Origin of the sequence: Pseudomonas sp. HAR-UPW-AIA-41 (assembly GCF_002304225.1) — a bacterium.
In the GTDB taxonomy this organism is placed as follows: domain Bacteria; phylum Pseudomonadota; class Gammaproteobacteria; order Pseudomonadales; family Pseudomonadaceae; genus Aquipseudomonas.
This window is the reverse complement of record NZ_NSLB01000001.1, coordinates 278,511-294,071: the sequence shown is the minus strand read 5'-3', so window position 1 is coordinate 294,071 and position 15,561 is coordinate 278,511. Positions and strand designations below refer to the sequence as shown.

The window sequence follows — 15,561 nt, the reverse complement described above, 5'->3', positions numbered from 1 at the left end:
GCCTGCGGATTGCATCATGACGGTCACCGAGCAGCTCAGCGCGCTGCAGCAGATTCTCGCCAGTGGCGATCTGCACACGCTCTTCCAACCCATAGTGTCGCTATCGGAACGGCGCATCCACGGCTATGAAGCCCTCACCCGCGGCCCCTCGAACAGCCCGCTGCACTCACCGCTGACGCTCTTCGCCGTGGCCCGCCACGCCAGTCGCCTGAGCGAACTGGAGCAGGCCTGCCGACGCAATGCCTGCCTGCGCTTCGACAACCTCAAGCTGGACGGCAAGCTGTTCCTCAACGTCTCGCCGGAGTCGCTGCTCGATCCAAGGCATCAGCCCGGGCGGACCCGGCGCCTGCTGCAGGACCTGGGCATTGCCCCGGACCGGGTGGTGATCGAGCTGACCGAGCAATCACCGACCGAAGACTTCAGCCTGCTCGACAACGCGCTGCACCACTACCGCGCCATGGGCTTCTCCATTGCCCTGGACGACCTCGGTGCCGGTTACTCGAGCCTGCGCCTGTGGTCCGAGCTGCGCCCCGACTATGTGAAAATCGACCGTCACTTCATCGACGGCATTCACCAGGATGCGGTCAAACGCGAGTTCGTCGAGTCGATTCTGAAGATGGCCCGCGCCTCGCGCGCTCAGGTCATCGCCGAAGGCATCGAGCTGGCCGAAGAGCTGGCCGTGCTGGTGGAGATGGGCGTCGATCTGGTGCAGGGCTACCTGCTCTGCCGGCCTCAGGAAAAACCGCCGCGCGAGATCGGCGGTCTGCTGCCACTGCTGAGTGCCAGCCAGTCGAGCCTCGGCGAAGACACAGGTGACCTGCAGGCCCTGCTGCTGGAGCAGCCGGCCGTTGATCAGAACACGCCAATTGCCGGTGTACTCGAAGCCTTTCGCGCCCAGGCCAATCTCAATTCACTGGCCGTGCTCGATGAAGCCCTGCAACCAGTGGGCATCATTCACCGCCACAGCCTCTCCGACGCCCTGCTCAAACCCTTTGCCACCGACCTGCTGGCACGCAAACCCATCAGTCGCCTGATGAGCAGCGACTACCTGGCCGTGGAGCTGAGCCAGTCGCTGCAACAGGTCAGCCGCCTGCTGACCAGTCGTGCGCGCCAGCGCATCGAAGAAGACTTCATCATCACTCGCCAGGGCCAGTACTGCGGTCTGGGCCGGGTAATCGACGTGCTCAAGCTGATCACCGAACGCAAGATCCAGCAGGCACGTCACGCCAATCCGCTGACCCTGCTGCCGGGTAACGTGCCGATCCAGCAATGCTTCACACGCCTGCTGGAGCAGAGTCGCGATGCGGTCATCTGCTACGTCGACATCGACAGTTTCAAGCCGTTCAACGACCTGTACGGCTATGCCCGCGGCGACGAAGTGCTGCTATGTCTGGCGCAATGCCTGAACGAGGCGGTAGACCCCAGCCGCGATTTCGTCGGCCATATCGGCGGTGATGACTTCATGCTGGTGCTCGGCTCAGCCGACTGGCGCGCCCGCCTCAACCGCCTGCTGGAAGACTTCCAGAGCCAGTGCCGACGTTTCTACAAGCCAGAGGACCTGCTGGCCGGCTGTTTTATTGCACGCAACCGCCAGGGACAACGCGAAGAGTATCCGCTGCTGTCGCTATCGCTGGGCGTGGTGCAGTTAACGGGCGCGGCCTGCGAAAACCTCGATGCAGACCAGCTCGCCAGCCTGGCATCGGAAGCCAAACGGCAGGCCAAGGCGATTCCGGGTTACAGCCTGCATGTGATTCAGGCGGCCTGAGGACCCTGGGCTCTAAAGCCCCAGTTCGGTGGCCCGCCGCTGCCAGAGCTCGGCAGCCTGCGCATCGGCGGCCAGATTGCCTTGGCCGGAACGGTACAGCTCAGCCAGCTGGTGGGCCGCCAGCGCATGGCCAGACTCGGCGGCCAACACCCACCAGTGCGCCGCCTGAGTAGCATCGGCCGCTTCCTGCACATCGCCGGCAAGCAGTTGTCGGCCGACCTGATAGGCCGCCTTGCCGTCGCCAGCTTCTGCCGCCGCCTTGAGCAGACGCAAGGCTTCGCCGCGCACACCAAAGCCCTGGCCGCGGAACAACAGCAGATGACCATAGAAGGATTGCGCCCCGACGTGGCCGAGCGCGGCCATGCGCGCATATTGCCCCTGCATCCATGTCCAGGCACGGGGCTGAGCAACCAGCCAGCGCCAGGCAAACAAACGGCGCGCCACCCAATACCCACACAGCGCCCGCAGATGCCACCAAACTTTCATGCCGCCTCGCGATAATCGAATTCAAACACTCGTGCCACCTCGGCCGCATGCCAGGCGGCAGCGGCCAGTCCGTCGACCGGGCCCTGAAAGCGTCCGAGACGGACCACGCACTCGAAGAAACCCGGGCGCGGCAAACGACTGGCGCCCTGACTGATCACCAGAGCACTGCGCATTGGCCGCTGGGCACGCGCATCAAGCGCGGCCAGGTGTTCCAGAGCGGCCGTCAGGGTCTGCATCGCCGGGGTCGGCAGCTGCAGACGCTCGACCAGCGCCCTGTAGGTCAGGAGATGGCGCTGACGCCGGGCATCATCCAGCTCATCGAGCAGCGCCTGCCAGTGCTGACGACTGATGCGTACGCTCATTCGCCAGCCCTCCGCCACTGTTCAACCCCTACACGCGCTAGTGCATTCATGCCTCTACTCCCTGTACCTCAGCGCCCTTCCGGCCTGCATGTTAACAGGCCAGAAAGCCGGCAAATGCCATACAGCTCTCAGCCGCCCATGTGCACAGTCTAGCTGTTCACCGGAGGGTTTTCCGCCACCACTCGCTCCGGCAGCTCGGGCAGTTGCTGCAGCATCTGCTGCCTTTGCCGGGGCTGAGTGTCATACCAGCCACGGAAGGTATCCAGTTCACTGCGCCAGCGCCGCAACACCCAGCCGAGCACGGCCAGGTCATCCAGCAAACCCAGCATCAAAACCCAATCCGGCACTGCATCGACAGGGGTAATGAAGTACACCAGCGCAGCCATGACTGCGAGCAAGGTCTGGCGATCCACCTCGCGGTATTCGCCACGCCACCAGGCCACACAAAGTGCGCGCATGAGCTTGAGATCATCCTGCAACGGACGCATGCGCAATCCGCCTTTACTCGCCTTGCGTGTCACTGCCAGCAACAGCGCCGGCAATCGGCCACGCGCGAGAAACGCCTGTGCAATGTGCAGGTAACGGGAAAAATTCAGAGGCATCGCCATGTGGTCTTTTCTCCTCCCCGCATGCCTGGCGGGCTGGCTGACGTTATCCACCGAAGCTGTGGATAAGTCTGTGAGCAGATGTTGAATGAATCGCTGCGAGCGAGACACCACGCGGCTTCAGGACAGATCGCGCGTTTTTTGCTCAGCAACAAAAGCCATTTAAAATCAACAACTTATAAATCATGTAACAACTTGAACCGACGCCACAGTGTCAGCATTTACCGGTAACCGCTGAATGTGCATAACCGTAACACATCAACCGAAAACGCCCCATTATGACCTTGCAGTCACCTGCTTTTACAGCCCCGCAGAAACACCAACGCCCCGACTTGCGGGGCGTTGGTGTTAACCAGGAAACACGGCTTAGTTTTGCGCCGGCTGATCCTTGTCTGCGTCCTTAATCGACAGCAGCTCCAGATCGAATACCAGCACCGAGTTGGCCGGAATGGCCGGGCTCGGGCTCTGTGCGCCGTAAGCCAGCTCACTCGGGATGTACAGCTTGTACTTCTCACCAACGTGCATCAGCTGCAGACCCTCAACCCAACCCGGAATCACACCGTTGACCGGCAGATCGATCGGGCTACCACGCTGGATGGAGCTGTCGAACACGCTACCATCGGTCAGCTTGCCTTCATAGTGAACGGTCACCACGTCGGTGGGCTTGGGCTGTGCGCCTTCGGCTTTCTTCACCACTTCGTACTGCAGACCGGACTTGGTGGTGATAACGCCTTCGCGCTTGCCGTTTTCTTCGAGGAATTTCTTGCCGGCCTTGGCGGCTTCGTCATTCAGAGCGGCCATGCGCTCTTCGGCACGCTTCTGCAGGAAGGCAAAAGCCTCAACCAGCTCTTCATCAGTCAGTTGCTGCGGCTTCTTGCCAATGGCGTCTTCAATGCCCTGGGCAACGGCAGCGGAATCCAGATCATCCATGCCTTCCTGAGCCAGGCTCTTGCCCATGTTCAGGCCAATGCCGTAGGAGGCTTTCTGGGCCGGGGTTTTCAGCTCTACGGTGGTCTTCGAGTCGCAGCCGGCGAGAACCAGAGCGGCCAGGGCGACAGCCGCCGCCAAGCGATTTTGTTTCATGTAGCTTCCTTAGGATTGAACGCCTTACGGCTGGTGCTAAACAGCACGCGAGCTTATCAGGGCACATCGGGAGGGGCTATGGGAAATGCAAAAATCCCCAGGATGATCAACTCAAACCTGAAGTAATCGACAGAAGGGAAATTAAGAAGATTGTCACTTAGGGAGGGAGGAAAAAGTGGCGCAGCGGACGGGACTCGAACCCGCGACCCCCGGCGTGACAGGCCGGTATTCTAACCGACTGAACTACCGCTGCGCGACTCTTCAAGAGTGGTGGGTGATGACGGGATCGAACCGCCGACCCTCTGCTTGTAAGGCAGATGCTCTCCCGGCTGAGCTAATCACCCGTTTGCTCTCGAAGTGGGGCGAACTATACGGACGAGAGCGAACCCTGGCAAGCCTTTTCTGAAAAAAATTTTCTGTTGTTCCAAAGGCTTAGCGCTGCCTAGCGTTTTTACTGGGCTGACTGCAGGGTCATGCCGGACATTTCTTGCCAGCAGACGCATCGCACTTGGCCAATGCTCACCGGGGCGGAATAATGCGGGCCTTTATCAAGGGAGAGTCTTGCCGCCATGTGGTTTCGTAACCTGCTCGTATACCGTCTGACCCAGCCCCTGCCCCTCACTGCCGAGGAGCTGGAACAGGCTCTGGCCAGCAAGCCCGCCCGCTCCTGCGCCAGCCAGGAACTGAGCACCTACGGTTTTGTTGCCCCCTTCGGCAAAGGTGCCGACGCCCCGCTGGTACACAGCTCTCAGGGGTTTCTGCTGCTGGCTGCCCGCAAGGAAGAACGCATCCTGCCCAGCAGCGTGGTGCGTGACGCGCTGAAGGAAAAGGTCGACGAGATCGAAGCCGAGCAGATGCGCAAGGTCTACAAGAAGGAACGCGACCAGCTGAAGGACGAAATCGTCCAGGCATTCCTGCCCCGCGCTTTCGTGCGCAAATCGGCGACCTTTGCCGCCATCGCCCCGGCCCAGGGCCTGATTCTGGTGGATTCCTCCAGCCCCAAGCGCGCCGAAGACCTGCTCTCCACCCTGCGTGAAGTGCTTGGCAGCCTGCCGGTACGGCCGCTTTCGGTGAAGATGGCGCCCACAGCCACCTTCACCGACTGGCTGAAGAACCAGCGCGCCAGCAATGGCCTGACCGTGCTGGACGAGTGCGAGCTGCGTGATGTTCAGGAAGACGGCGGCATCGTGAGGGTCAAGCGCCACGACCTGGCCAGCGACGAGGTCCAGCAGCACCTGAACAACGGCAAGATCGTCACCAAACTGGCCCTGGCCTGGGAAGACAAACTGTCCCTGCTGATCGACGACAAGCTGGCGCTCAAGCGTCTGCGTTTTGAAGACCTGCTGCAGGATCAGGCCGAACAGGACGGCGGCGACGATGCGCTGGGCCAGCTCGATGCCAGCTTCACCCTGATGATGCTGACCTTCATCGAGTTCCTGCCGCAGCTGATCGAAGCCATGGGCGGTGAGGAAATCCCTCAGGGCATCTGATGCCACGCGCAACAAAAAGCCCGGCACATGCCGGGCTTTTTGTTGGGTGTCACAGTCTCAGCGCTGACTGCCCCGCAGTGCACTGACCTGCGCCTGCAACACCTCGCACTTGGCCAGCTCCGGAGCCAGCGGCTGACCGGCCACCAGAGTAATGCGCGACCACAGGCGCTTGAAGAATCCCTTGTTCGGATCGCGACTGAAGAAGCTACCCCACAACCCCTGCAGCGCCATGGGGATCACCGGCACCGGATTCTCCTCGACGATTCGCTCAACGCCCGCCTTGAACTCGTTGAGCTCGCCATCACTGGTCAGCTTGCCCTCGGGGAAGATGCACACCACCTCGCCATTGCGCAGGTACTCGGCGATCTTCTTGAACGCCGCATCATAGATCAGCAGGTCCTCGCTGCGTCCGGCAATCGGCACCGTGCCGGCAGTGCGGAAAATGAAGTTGAGCACCGGTAGGTTGTAGATCTTGTAGTACATGACAAAGCGCACCGGACGGCGGATGGCGCCACCGATCAGCAGTGCATCGACGAAGGAGACGTGGTTGCACACCAGCACCGCCGGTCCCTCCTCCGGAATCACCTCCAGCCCCTTGTGCTCGACGCGGTACATCGAGTGGCCCAGCAGCCAGACCAGAAAGCGCATGCTGAACTCGGGCACGATCTTGAAGATGTAGCTGTTGACCGCCACGTTCATCAGCGACACCACCAGGAACAGCTCGGGAATGCTGAAGCCGGCCACGCTGAGGAAGAGGATCGAGACAATCGCCGAGATCACCATGAACAGCGCGTTGAGGATGTTGTTGGCGGCAATCACCCGCGCCCGCTCATTTTCAGCCGTGCGCGCCTGGATCAGCGCATACAGCGGCACGATGTAGAAGCCGCCGAACAGGCCGATGCCGAAGATGTCGGCCAGTATCCACCAGGCCTGTGCATGCCCCAGCACCGCGAGCCAGCCGTAAGGTTCACTGCCGGCCGGGAAACCGCCGCTGTGCCACCAGAGCAGGATGCCGAACAGAGTCAGACCAATCGAGCCGAACGGCACCAGACCGATCTCCACCTTGCCGCCGGACAGACGCTCACAAAGCATCGAGCCCATGGCGATGCCCACCGAAAACACGGTGAGGATCAGCGTCACCACGCTTTCATCGCCGTGCAGGAACTCCTTGGCGAAGGCCGGAATCTGCGTCAGGTACACCGCGCCAAGAAACCAGAACCACGAGTTGCCCACCAGCGAGCGCGACACCGAAGGCCGCTGTCCCAGCCCCAGGCGCAGGATCTGCCAGGACTGGCGAAAGATGTTCCAGTCCAGCACCAGCTCCGGCATGGCCGCATGGGCACGGGGAATCTGCCGGCTGGCCAGGTAGCCGCAGGTAGCCACAAGGACAATGGCCACGGCCACCACCGGCTGGTAATCGGCTGAGGACATCATGATCCCTGCCCCGATGGTGCCGGCGAGGATGGCCAGGAAGGTGCCCATTTCCACCAGCGCGTTGCCACCAATCAGCTCCTGCTCCTGCAGCGCCTGCGGCAGGATGGAGTACTTGACCGGGCCGAACAGCGCCGAATGGGTACCCATGGCGAACAAGGCCAACAGCATCAGCACCAGGTTATCCAGCATGAAGCCGGCGGCGCCCACGGCCATGATCACGATTTCAGCCAGCTTGATCGCCCGAATCAGCGCATCCTTGGCGAACTTCTCGCCAAACTGCCCGCCGAGGGCGGAAAACAGGAAGAACGGCAGAATGAACAGCAAGGCACAGAGGTTGACCAGCATATGCCGGTCAGCGCTCACCGCCAGCTTGTAGAGGATGGCGAGGATCAGCGACTGCTTGAAGATGTTGTCGTTGAACGCGCCCAGCAGTTGCGTCACGAAAAATGGCAGGAAGCGGCGTTTACCGAGCAAGGCAAATTGCGATTCGGAAGTCATGGTCCCTTGATACCCGATGCAGAAGGCCAGAAGTGGCGTCCTGAATTGGACGGCAAAACCGGACTAAAAAGCCACTCCCTGCACGCGCTTTTTCTACCGACCTCTCAGATGGGCAACTGCCCGAGCTGCCAGCGCAGCACGAAGAACAGCAGCAGGCCGCCGCCAATGGTCGCCAGGAGATGACGTGTCAGCCCGGCGATGGCAATGGTGGCCAGACCGGCCAGCAGATAGGCATTGTCCCAGCGCAGCGCCAGCGCCCCTTCCTGATAGAACATCCCCGGCACCACGATCGCCGTCAGCACCGCCGTCGGCACGTAATGCAGGGCCTGCCGGACCACAGCCGGAAACTGCAGGTGCGGAAAGGCAAACAGGCTGTAACGGGTGGCGAAGGTGATCGCCAGCATGCCAATGATCAACAGCCAGTGATTCATGACGCCACCTCCACAGAAGAGACCGCCACACGGCGTTCGAGACAGACACCGACCGCAATGCCACAGGCGGCCGCCGCCAGCAGCCCCAGCTGATAAGGCAGGCCGTGACAGACCAGCGCCACCGCTCCGGCGACCAGCGCTGCCGCCACTTGCGGCCGGTTTCTGAGCATCGGCACAACAATACCGATGAAGGTGGCCAGCATGGCGAAATCCAGCCCCCAGCGGGCAATGTCCGGCACGCTCTGGCCAAACCACAGGCCGATCAGCGTGCACAGCTGCCAGTTGCCATACATGGCCAATGCCGCACCAAGGAAATACCAGTGTTTGTGCGGCGAGGCGTCCAGCTCGGCATAGCGGTGCTGGACCACGGCGAAGGCCTCGTCGGTCAGCCAGAAGGCCAGCGGCATGCGCCAGCGCACCGGCAGATGACGCACAAATGGCTGCAGGCTGGCGCTGTACAGCGCATGACGCAGATTGACCACCAGCGTGGTCAGCAGCAACACCGCCAGGCTGGCTCCACCGCTGAGCAGACTCAGGGCAATGAACTGCGCCGACCCGGCAAACACCAGGAGCGACATCCCCACCGTCTGCCACGGCGTCAGCCCGGCACTGCCCGCTAGGCTGCCGAAAATGATGCCGAACGGTATGGCCCCGATCAGCATGGGCAGCATGTCGCGCATGCCCTGCAGGAACTCTTGATGGGGAGACAGATGCTGCTCGGCCGGTGCCGCGAGAGACATGATAATCGTCCGTTCGGTCAGAAATCGGCCCGCCACGCTAGCAGCCTGCCGCGCACCACTCAAGGGCACTCTAGACCTTGGTCGATGTGCGCTGGCACATCACCGCCTCCACGACAAAACTGCGGTAAGGTGTGGAGCACTTTCATCCCCTCGCGCCTGGAGCCTGCATGTCGCTGTCCAGCGGACTGATCGCCGCCGTTGCCCTGGTCTACATGGCCATTCTGTTCGCCATCGCCTTCTGGGGCGACCGGCGCAAGACGCCGCTCTCCCCGCGTTTGCGCGCCTGGGTGTTTTCCCTGTCGCTGGCGGTGTATTGCACCAGCTGGACCTTCTTCGGTGCCGTCGGCCAGGCGGCCAACCAGCTGTGGTCGTTCCTGCCGATCTACCTGGGCCCGGTGCTGCTGATGCTGTTTGCCCCCTGGGTGCTGCAGAAAATGGTGGCCATCAGCAAACAGGAAAACATCACCTCGATTGCCGACTTCATCGCCGCGCGCTACGGCAAGTCGCAGTCACTGGCGGTAGTGGTGGCGCTGATCTGCCTGGTCGGCGTGCTGCCCTATATCGCCCTGCAACTCAAAGCCATCGTCCTCGGCGTCAACCTGCTCTCCGGCGCCGGCGCCGAATCGGCGGGCGCTCGTGCTCAGGACACGGCACTGATCGTCAGCCTAGTGCTGGCGCTATTCACCATTCTGTTTGGTACCCGCAGCCTGGATGTCACCGAGCATCACCGTGGCATGGTGCTGGCGGTGGCCTTCGAATCGCTGATCAAGCTGCTGGCCTTCCTCGCGGTTGGCGCCTTCGTCACCTGGGGCCTGTTCGATGGGCCGGGCGATCTGTTCGACCAGGCACTGGCCGCGCCGCAGCTGCAGGCCTTCTGGCAAAACGACCCGCAATGGCCGGGGCTGCTCGTTCAGGTAGGCGTGGCCATGACCGCCCTGATGTGCCTGCCGCGCCAGTTCCATGTCACCGTGGTGGAGAACACCGACAGCCGGGATCTGCGGATGGCCCGCTGGGTATTTCCGGCCTACCTCATTCTCGCCGCACTGTTCGTTGTCCCCATTGCCTTGGCCGGCATGCTGCACCTGCCCGGCGGGGTGATGCCGGACTCCTTCGTGATCAACCTGCCGCTGGCCGAAGCTCATCCCGGTCTGGCACTGCTGGCGTTCATCGGCGGTGCCTCGGCCGCCACCGGCATGGTCATCGTCGAGGCCGTCGCACTCTCGACCATGGTCAGCAACGACATGGTCCTGCCCGCCCTGCTGCGGCGCAAACAGCACGCCGAGCGGCCGTTCGAACTGTTCCGCCACTGGCTGCTGTCGGTGCGCCGGGTGACCATTGTGGTCATCCTGCTGCTGGCCTATGTGATCTACCGCCTGCTCGGCTCCAGCGCCAGTCTGGCCACCATCGGCCAGATTGCCTTCGCCGCCATCGCCCAGCTCGGCCCGGCCATGATCGGCGCCCTGCTGTGGAAACAGGCCAACCGCCGCGGCGTGTTTGCCGGTTTGGCCGCCGGTGCCTTCTTCTGGGCCTACTGCCTGGTACTGCCGGTTCTGGCCAGGGGCCTTGGCTGGTCGCTGGAAGGCTGGCCGCTGCTGGCCTGGTTGCAGGCCAACCCCTGGCGACTGCCGATGGACCCGCTGACCCAGGGCGTGGTGATTTCACTGATCGGCAACTTCGCCCTGTTCATCGGTGTGTCGCTGGTTTCCCGTACCCGCGTCTCCGAGCACTGGCAGGCCAGCCGCTTCATCGGCCAGGAAGTCGGCTCGCCCAGCCGCAGCCGCTCGCTGCTTGCCGTGCAGTTGCAGGACCTGCTGATGCTGGCCGCGCGCTTCGTTGGCGAAGACCGCGCGCGGCAGAGCTTCACCCGCTTCGCCTTCAAGCAGGGCAAGGGCTTCAACCCCGCGCAGAACGCCAACGCCGAGTGGATCATCCACACCGAGCGCCTGCTGGCCAGCGTGCTGGGGGCATCCTCGGCCCGGGCGGTGGTCAAGGCGGCCATTGAAGGCCGCGAGATGCAGGTCGAGGACGTGGTGCGCATCGCCGACGAGGCGAGCGAGGTGCTGCAGTTCAACCGCGCCCTGCTGCAGGGTGCCATCGAGAACATCAGCCAGGGGCTCAGCGTGGTCGACCAGTCCCTGCAACTGGTGGCCTGGAACCACCGCTACATCGAGCTGTTCGACTACCCCGAGGGCCTGATCCAGGTCGGCCGGCCGATTGGCGACATCATCCGCTTCAACGCCGAGCGCGGCCTGCTCGGCGACGGCGACCCCGACCTGCACGTGCGCAAGCGCCTAGCCTGGATGCGCCAGGGTACGCCGCACAAATCCGAACGGCTGTTCCCCAATGGCCGGGTGATCGAGCTGATCGGCAACCCGATGCCGGGCGGCGGTTTCGTCATGAGCTTTACCGACATCACCGCCTTCCGCGAAGCCGAACGCGCCCTCAAGGAGGCCAACGAAGGGCTGGAGCAGCGCGTGGCCGAGCGCACCGGCGAGCTGTCACTGCTCAACCAGGCGCTCGGTGAAGCCAAGGCCCATGCCGAAACGGCCAACCAGTCGAAAACCCGTTTCCTTGCTGCCGTCAGCCATGACCTGATGCAGCCGCTGAATGCCGCGCGGCTGTTCTCCGCCGCCCTCAGCCACCATAACGACCTGCCCCGCGATGCCAGCGAGCTGGTGCAGCACCTGGACAGCTCGCTGCGCTCGGCCGAAGACCTGATCACCGACCTGCTGGACATCTCGCGCCTGGAAAGCGGCCGGGTCACCCCAAGCCTGGCGCACTTCCCCCTGAACCAGTTGCTCGACACCCTCAAGGTCGAGTTCCAGGCCCTGGCCGTCGAGCAGCACATGAACTTTCGCGTGCGCGGCAGCCGCCTGTGGCTCAACAGCGACCAGAAACTGCTGCGCCGGGTACTGCAGAACTTCCTCACCAACGCCTTCCGCTATGCCAGTGGCCGCGTGCTGCTGGGCGTGCGCCGTGAAGGTGAACGCCTGCGCATTGAAGTCTGGGACCGCGGCCCGGGCATCCCCGAAGACAAGCGCCAGTTCATCTTCGAAGAATTCAAACGCCTGGACAGCCACCAGACCCGTGCCGAGAAGGGACTGGGACTGGGCCTGGCGATTGCCGACGGCCTGTGCCGGGTACTCGGCCATGAACTGCAGGTACGCTCCTGGCCGGGCAAGGGCAGCGTCTTCAGCGTCAGCGTGCCCTGCCTTCCGGAGCCCCGTCTGGAGCCGGCCCAGGCCGCCACGCCGGTCAGCGCCGGGCACGACATGGGTGGCGTGCAGGTGCTCTGTGTGGACAACGAGGACAGCATCCTCACCGGCATGCACAGCCTGCTGTCACGCTGGGGCTGTCAGGTGTGGACGGCGCGCAACCGCCTGGAGTGCGAGCACCTGCTCGACGAGGACGTCCGCCCGCGCCTGGCGCTGGTGGACTACCACCTCGACGAAGGCGAAACCGGCACCGAGCTGATGGCCTGGCTGCGCACCCGTCTGGGCGAACCGGTGCCCGGAGTGGTGATCAGCGCCGACGGCCGGCCGGAGCTGATCGACACGGTGCATGCCGCCGGGCTCGATTACCTGGCCAAGCCGGTCAAGCCCGCCGCCCTGCGCGCCCTTCTGAGCCGGCACCTGCCCATCAACTGATCGAATAGATCGATTCAAATAGCGCATTTTTTGCGCTTTTAAATCGATCAGGCCGGATAGATCATCACCTCCAGCGAGGCCCCTGCCGGGGCCGTGGAGAGATGACCATGATCGAAATCCGCCCATTTGCCAGCCTTGGCCATGCCGATCACGGCTGGCTCAATGCCCGGCACCACTTTTCCTTTGCCGAATACCACGACCCGTCGCGGGTACACTGGGGGCACCTGCGCGTGTGGAACGATGACGAAATCGCCGCCGGCACAGGCTTCCCGCCGCACCCGCACAGCGACATGGAAATCATCACCTACGTGCGCGAAGGTGCCATCACCCATCAGGACCACCTGGGCAACCAGGGCCGCACCGAGGCCGGTGATGTGCAGGTGATGAGCGCTGGCCGCGGCATCCGCCATGCCGAATACAACCGTGAACGCATCACCACCAAGATATTCCAGATCTGGATCATTCCCGAACAGCGCGGCGGCGAACCGAGCTGGGGCAACAAGCCCTTCCCCAAGGGCGAACGCGCCGGGCAGTTCGTGGTCCTGGCCAGCGGTTTTGCCGACGACCATGAAGCACTGCCGATCCGGGCCGACGCCCGTCTGGCAGCTGCCACCCTGCCGTCCGGCCAGCAATGCCGCTACAGCCTGACCGGGGGACGCAAGGCCTATCTGGTAGCCTGCGGCGGTAGCATCCGGGTCAATGGCGTACTGGCCGGGGATCGCGATGGTGTGGCGGTCAGCGGCGAGCCGGAGCTGCTGATTGAAGCTCTGGAAGACAGTGAAGTGGTGCTGGTCGACGTGGCCTGAAATCACCGCAAGCCTTGATGCACGGCAGGCAGAGGCGAAGTGAGACCGTTACACTTCCCAGCATGCCCCACCGCTCAAGGATGCCTGCATGCCTCTGTTCCACGACCAGTTGCTCAACCTCGCCACGGCCCTGGGTGTCGGCCTGCTGATCGGTACCGAGCGCGGCTGGAGCGCCCGCGCCACCGAGGATGCCCGCCTGATCGCCGGCATCCGTACCTTCGGCCTGACCGGCCTGCTCGGCGGTCTGGCCGCACTGCTCGGCCAGCAACTGGGGCTGCTGGCGTGGGGCGCCAGCCTGCTGATCTTCGGTTTACTGGTGATCGCTCGCTACCTGGGTGAGCAGCGCAAGGTTGGCGACCTGTCGCTGACCAGCGAATTTGCGATGCTCTCCACCTTCCTGCTCGGCAGTCTGGCGATGAACGACCAGCGCACGTTGGCCGCCGGCTGTGCCGTGGTGATTGCTCTTCTGCTCAGTCTCAAGGAGCCGCTGCATCAGGGCCTGCGTCGTCTCAGCGCGGATGAGCTGTCCGGCGCGCTGAAGTTGCTGTTCATCTCCGTGGTGCTGCTGCCGGTGTTACCCAACCAGGGCTTCGGTCCCTGGGAGGCCTTCAACCCCTACGCCACCTGGTGGATGGTGGTGCTGATCGCCGGCATCGGTTTTGCCGCCTACATCGCCATCCGCCTGATCGGTGCACGCTACGGCCTGCTGGTCACCGCCCTGCTTGGCGGTCTGGTGTCGTCCACCGCCATGACCATCACCCTGGCTCGCCTGCACGACGGCAAACGCCTGCAGGCACTGCTCAGCGCCGGCCTGCTGGCCACCTCGGCGCTGATGTTTCCGCGCATCCTGCTAGCGGTCGGCCTGCTCAACCCGGCCCTGCTCGGTCAGCTCAGCTGGCCACTGGGCATTGCGGCGCTGGTCTATGCCCTGGGCGCGCTGCTGCTGTTCCGTCAGGCCGGCAACGAACTGGAGAACAACGCCGAACCACCGCTGAAAAACCCCTTCGAGCTGGGCCCGGCACTGCGCTTTGCCGCCCTGCTGGTGGTCATCCTGTTTCTGGTGGAGGCCGCCCGGCGCGGTTTCGGCGATGTGGGGGTGTATCTGGTGTCGCTGCTGTCGGGGCTGACCGATGTCGATGCGATCACCCTGACCCTGGCGCGCAATGCCCGCCACGAGCTGGCCGCCGAGGTCGCCGTGCAGGGCATCTTCCTCGCGGCGCTGAGCAACAGCCTGGTCAAGGGAGGGCTGATCGCCCTGATTGGTGGTCGCGCCCTGGCCTGGCGCACACTGCCGGTGATGGCCGCCGGCCTGGTGCTGGCCGCGCTCAGTCTGCTGTGGGCCTGACCGGCTGAAGGAAGCCTTCGAGCAACTGCTGCACCCGCCCGCTCAGCTCGCGCTCGGCCACCAGCGGCAGGGCGCGGGCCAGTTCCGCCTCGACCACCTGCTCGACCAGCGGGCGCAGCGCGTGAATCTGCCGGCTCAGACCTTCCAACTCGTCCACCCGGGGCAAGGAGGAAGTCAGCAGCGGATTGACCAGATTGGCAACGATCAGCTGGACGATGCCCGTCGACAGCTGCTCGACATGGCCGCGAATGGCAATCAACTCGTCCAGCAGCGCCGGCAGCGGCAGGCCGGCCTGATGCAGCTGCACGCCGGCGGCGAACAGGCGCGGGCTCTTGACCCGGAGGTGATCACCGGCGAACTCCAGCAATTCCAGCTCGGTGCTGCGGTCGATGATCTCGTCGTCGAGGGCCTCGCCGAAGATTGCCTGCAGCTCATCAAAGCCTAGGGTCGCCACGGGCTCCGGCTGTGCAGAGCCACGGATCGCCTCGTCCAGCCCCAGCACATGAGCCAGACCCTGGCCTTTTTCCCAGGCATCGAACAGCTCGCGGATGCTGGCGATGGTGTAACCGCGCTCCAGCAACTGACCGATCAGACGCAGCCGGGCCAGATGCTCGCCCCGGTAAACCCCCACCCGGCCACGTCGCTCCGGTGGTGGCAAGAGGCCCTTGTCCTGGTAGGCGCGCACGTTGCGCACGGTGGTTTCGCCAGCCCGGGCCAGCTCGTCGACGCTGTATTCGCGCTCATCGGCAACCGGCGGCAGGCGGCCAAGCAGACGCTGCAGTAGCTGGGTGGGACTGTTCATGGGGCGCGATGATAGCCGCGGCGCCCCCCGGCAACAATCGTCCCCCACCCCACCCGACTTTGCGCCG

The 15,561-nt window shown here is 63.7% G+C and carries 13 protein-coding genes and 2 tRNA genes; 5 read left to right on the top strand and 10 right to left on the bottom strand.

All coding sequences use genetic code 11. The features are described 5' to 3' along the window. Positions 1-16 precede the first annotated feature (16 nt). Positions 17-1,765: a bifunctional diguanylate cyclase/phosphodiesterase gene (locus tag CK486_RS01395; protein ID WP_095938494.1), complete on the top strand. Its 1,749-nt coding sequence runs from the start codon at positions 17-19 to the stop codon at positions 1,763-1,765. Between the two features lie 12 nt (positions 1,766-1,777). Here the strand turns inward: CK486_RS01395 and CK486_RS01390 are convergent, their stop codons facing one another. The 6 genes from CK486_RS01390 to CK486_RS01365 all read right to left on the bottom strand — a co-directional run bounded on the left by CK486_RS01390 (position 1,778) and on the right by CK486_RS01365 (position 4,645). Continuing rightward, positions 1,778-2,251, bottom strand: coding sequence for a sel1 repeat family protein (locus CK486_RS01390; protein WP_095938493.1), 474 nt, complete (start codon positions 2,249-2,251; stop codon positions 1,778-1,780). Continuing rightward, the gene (locus CK486_RS01385; protein ID WP_095938492.1) at positions 2,248-2,613 is read right to left on the bottom strand and encodes a hypothetical protein; all 366 of its coding nucleotides are present in this window, start codon (positions 2,611-2,613) and stop codon (positions 2,248-2,250) included. Before CK486_RS01385 ends, CK486_RS01390 begins: the two co-directional genes overlap by 4 nt. A 149-nt stretch (positions 2,614-2,762) precedes the next feature. Then, on the bottom strand, positions 2,763-3,221 hold the full coding sequence (locus CK486_RS01380) for a YkvA family protein (protein WP_095938491.1): 459 nt from the start codon (positions 3,219-3,221) through the stop codon (positions 2,763-2,765). Between the two features lie 363 nt (positions 3,222-3,584). Beyond that, the gene (locus tag CK486_RS01375; protein WP_095938490.1) at positions 3,585-4,301 is read right to left on the bottom strand and encodes an FKBP-type peptidyl-prolyl cis-trans isomerase; all 717 of its coding nucleotides are present in this window, start codon (positions 4,299-4,301) and stop codon (positions 3,585-3,587) included. Between the two features lie 176 nt (positions 4,302-4,477). After that, positions 4,478-4,554, bottom strand: a tRNA-Asp gene (locus tag CK486_RS01370). Between the two features lie 15 nt (positions 4,555-4,569). Beyond that, positions 4,570-4,645 (bottom strand) — tRNA-Val (locus CK486_RS01365). A gap of 225 nt (positions 4,646-4,870) precedes the next feature. Here CK486_RS01365 and rdgC point away from each other — a divergent pair. Beyond that, positions 4,871-5,791 (top strand): recombination-associated protein RdgC, encoded by a 921-nt coding sequence (rdgC, locus tag CK486_RS01360; RefSeq protein ID WP_095938489.1) that lies wholly within the window; start codon positions 4,871-4,873, stop codon positions 5,789-5,791. 57 nt (positions 5,792-5,848) lie between these two features. Here the strand turns inward: rdgC and CK486_RS01355 are convergent, their stop codons facing one another. The 3 genes from CK486_RS01355 to CK486_RS01345 all read right to left on the bottom strand — a co-directional run bounded on the left by CK486_RS01355 (position 5,849) and on the right by CK486_RS01345 (position 8,864). After that, entirely contained in the window at positions 5,849-7,723 is a 1,875-nt protein-coding gene (locus CK486_RS01355; RefSeq protein WP_095938488.1) for a 1-acyl-sn-glycerol-3-phosphate acyltransferase, read from the bottom strand. Between the two features lie 104 nt (positions 7,724-7,827). Beyond that, complete coding sequence (locus tag CK486_RS01350) at positions 7,828-8,154, bottom strand: AzlD domain-containing protein (RefSeq protein WP_095938487.1); 327 nt, start codon at positions 8,152-8,154, stop codon at positions 7,828-7,830. Further along, entirely contained in the window at positions 8,151-8,864 is a 714-nt protein-coding gene (locus CK486_RS01345; RefSeq protein WP_095939031.1) for an AzlC family ABC transporter permease, read from the bottom strand. The genes CK486_RS01350 and CK486_RS01345 overlap by 4 nt, the downstream gene beginning before the upstream one ends. Before the next feature lie 197 nt (positions 8,865-9,061). Between CK486_RS01345 and CK486_RS01340 the strand changes: the two genes are divergently transcribed. The 3 genes from CK486_RS01340 to CK486_RS01330 all read left to right on the top strand — a co-directional run bounded on the left by CK486_RS01340 (position 9,062) and on the right by CK486_RS01330 (position 14,692). After that, positions 9,062-12,541, top strand: a complete 3,480-nt coding sequence (locus tag CK486_RS01340) for a PAS domain-containing hybrid sensor histidine kinase/response regulator (protein ID WP_095938486.1) — start codon at positions 9,062-9,064, stop codon at positions 12,539-12,541. A gap of 107 nt (positions 12,542-12,648) precedes the next feature. Then, the gene (locus CK486_RS01335; RefSeq protein ID WP_095938485.1) at positions 12,649-13,347 is read left to right on the top strand and encodes a pirin family protein; all 699 of its coding nucleotides are present in this window, start codon (positions 12,649-12,651) and stop codon (positions 13,345-13,347) included. Between the two features lie 88 nt (positions 13,348-13,435). Next, positions 13,436-14,692: an MgtC/SapB family protein gene (locus tag CK486_RS01330; protein ID WP_095938484.1), complete on the top strand. Its 1,257-nt coding sequence runs from the start codon at positions 13,436-13,438 to the stop codon at positions 14,690-14,692. On the opposite strand, the gene CK486_RS01325 is transcribed toward CK486_RS01330, so the two are convergent. Next, the gene (locus CK486_RS01325) at positions 14,673-15,494 is read right to left on the bottom strand and encodes a MerR family transcriptional regulator (protein WP_095938483.1); all 822 of its coding nucleotides are present in this window, start codon (positions 15,492-15,494) and stop codon (positions 14,673-14,675) included. The genes CK486_RS01330 and CK486_RS01325 overlap by 20 nt on opposite strands. Positions 15,495-15,561: the final 67 nt, after the last annotated feature.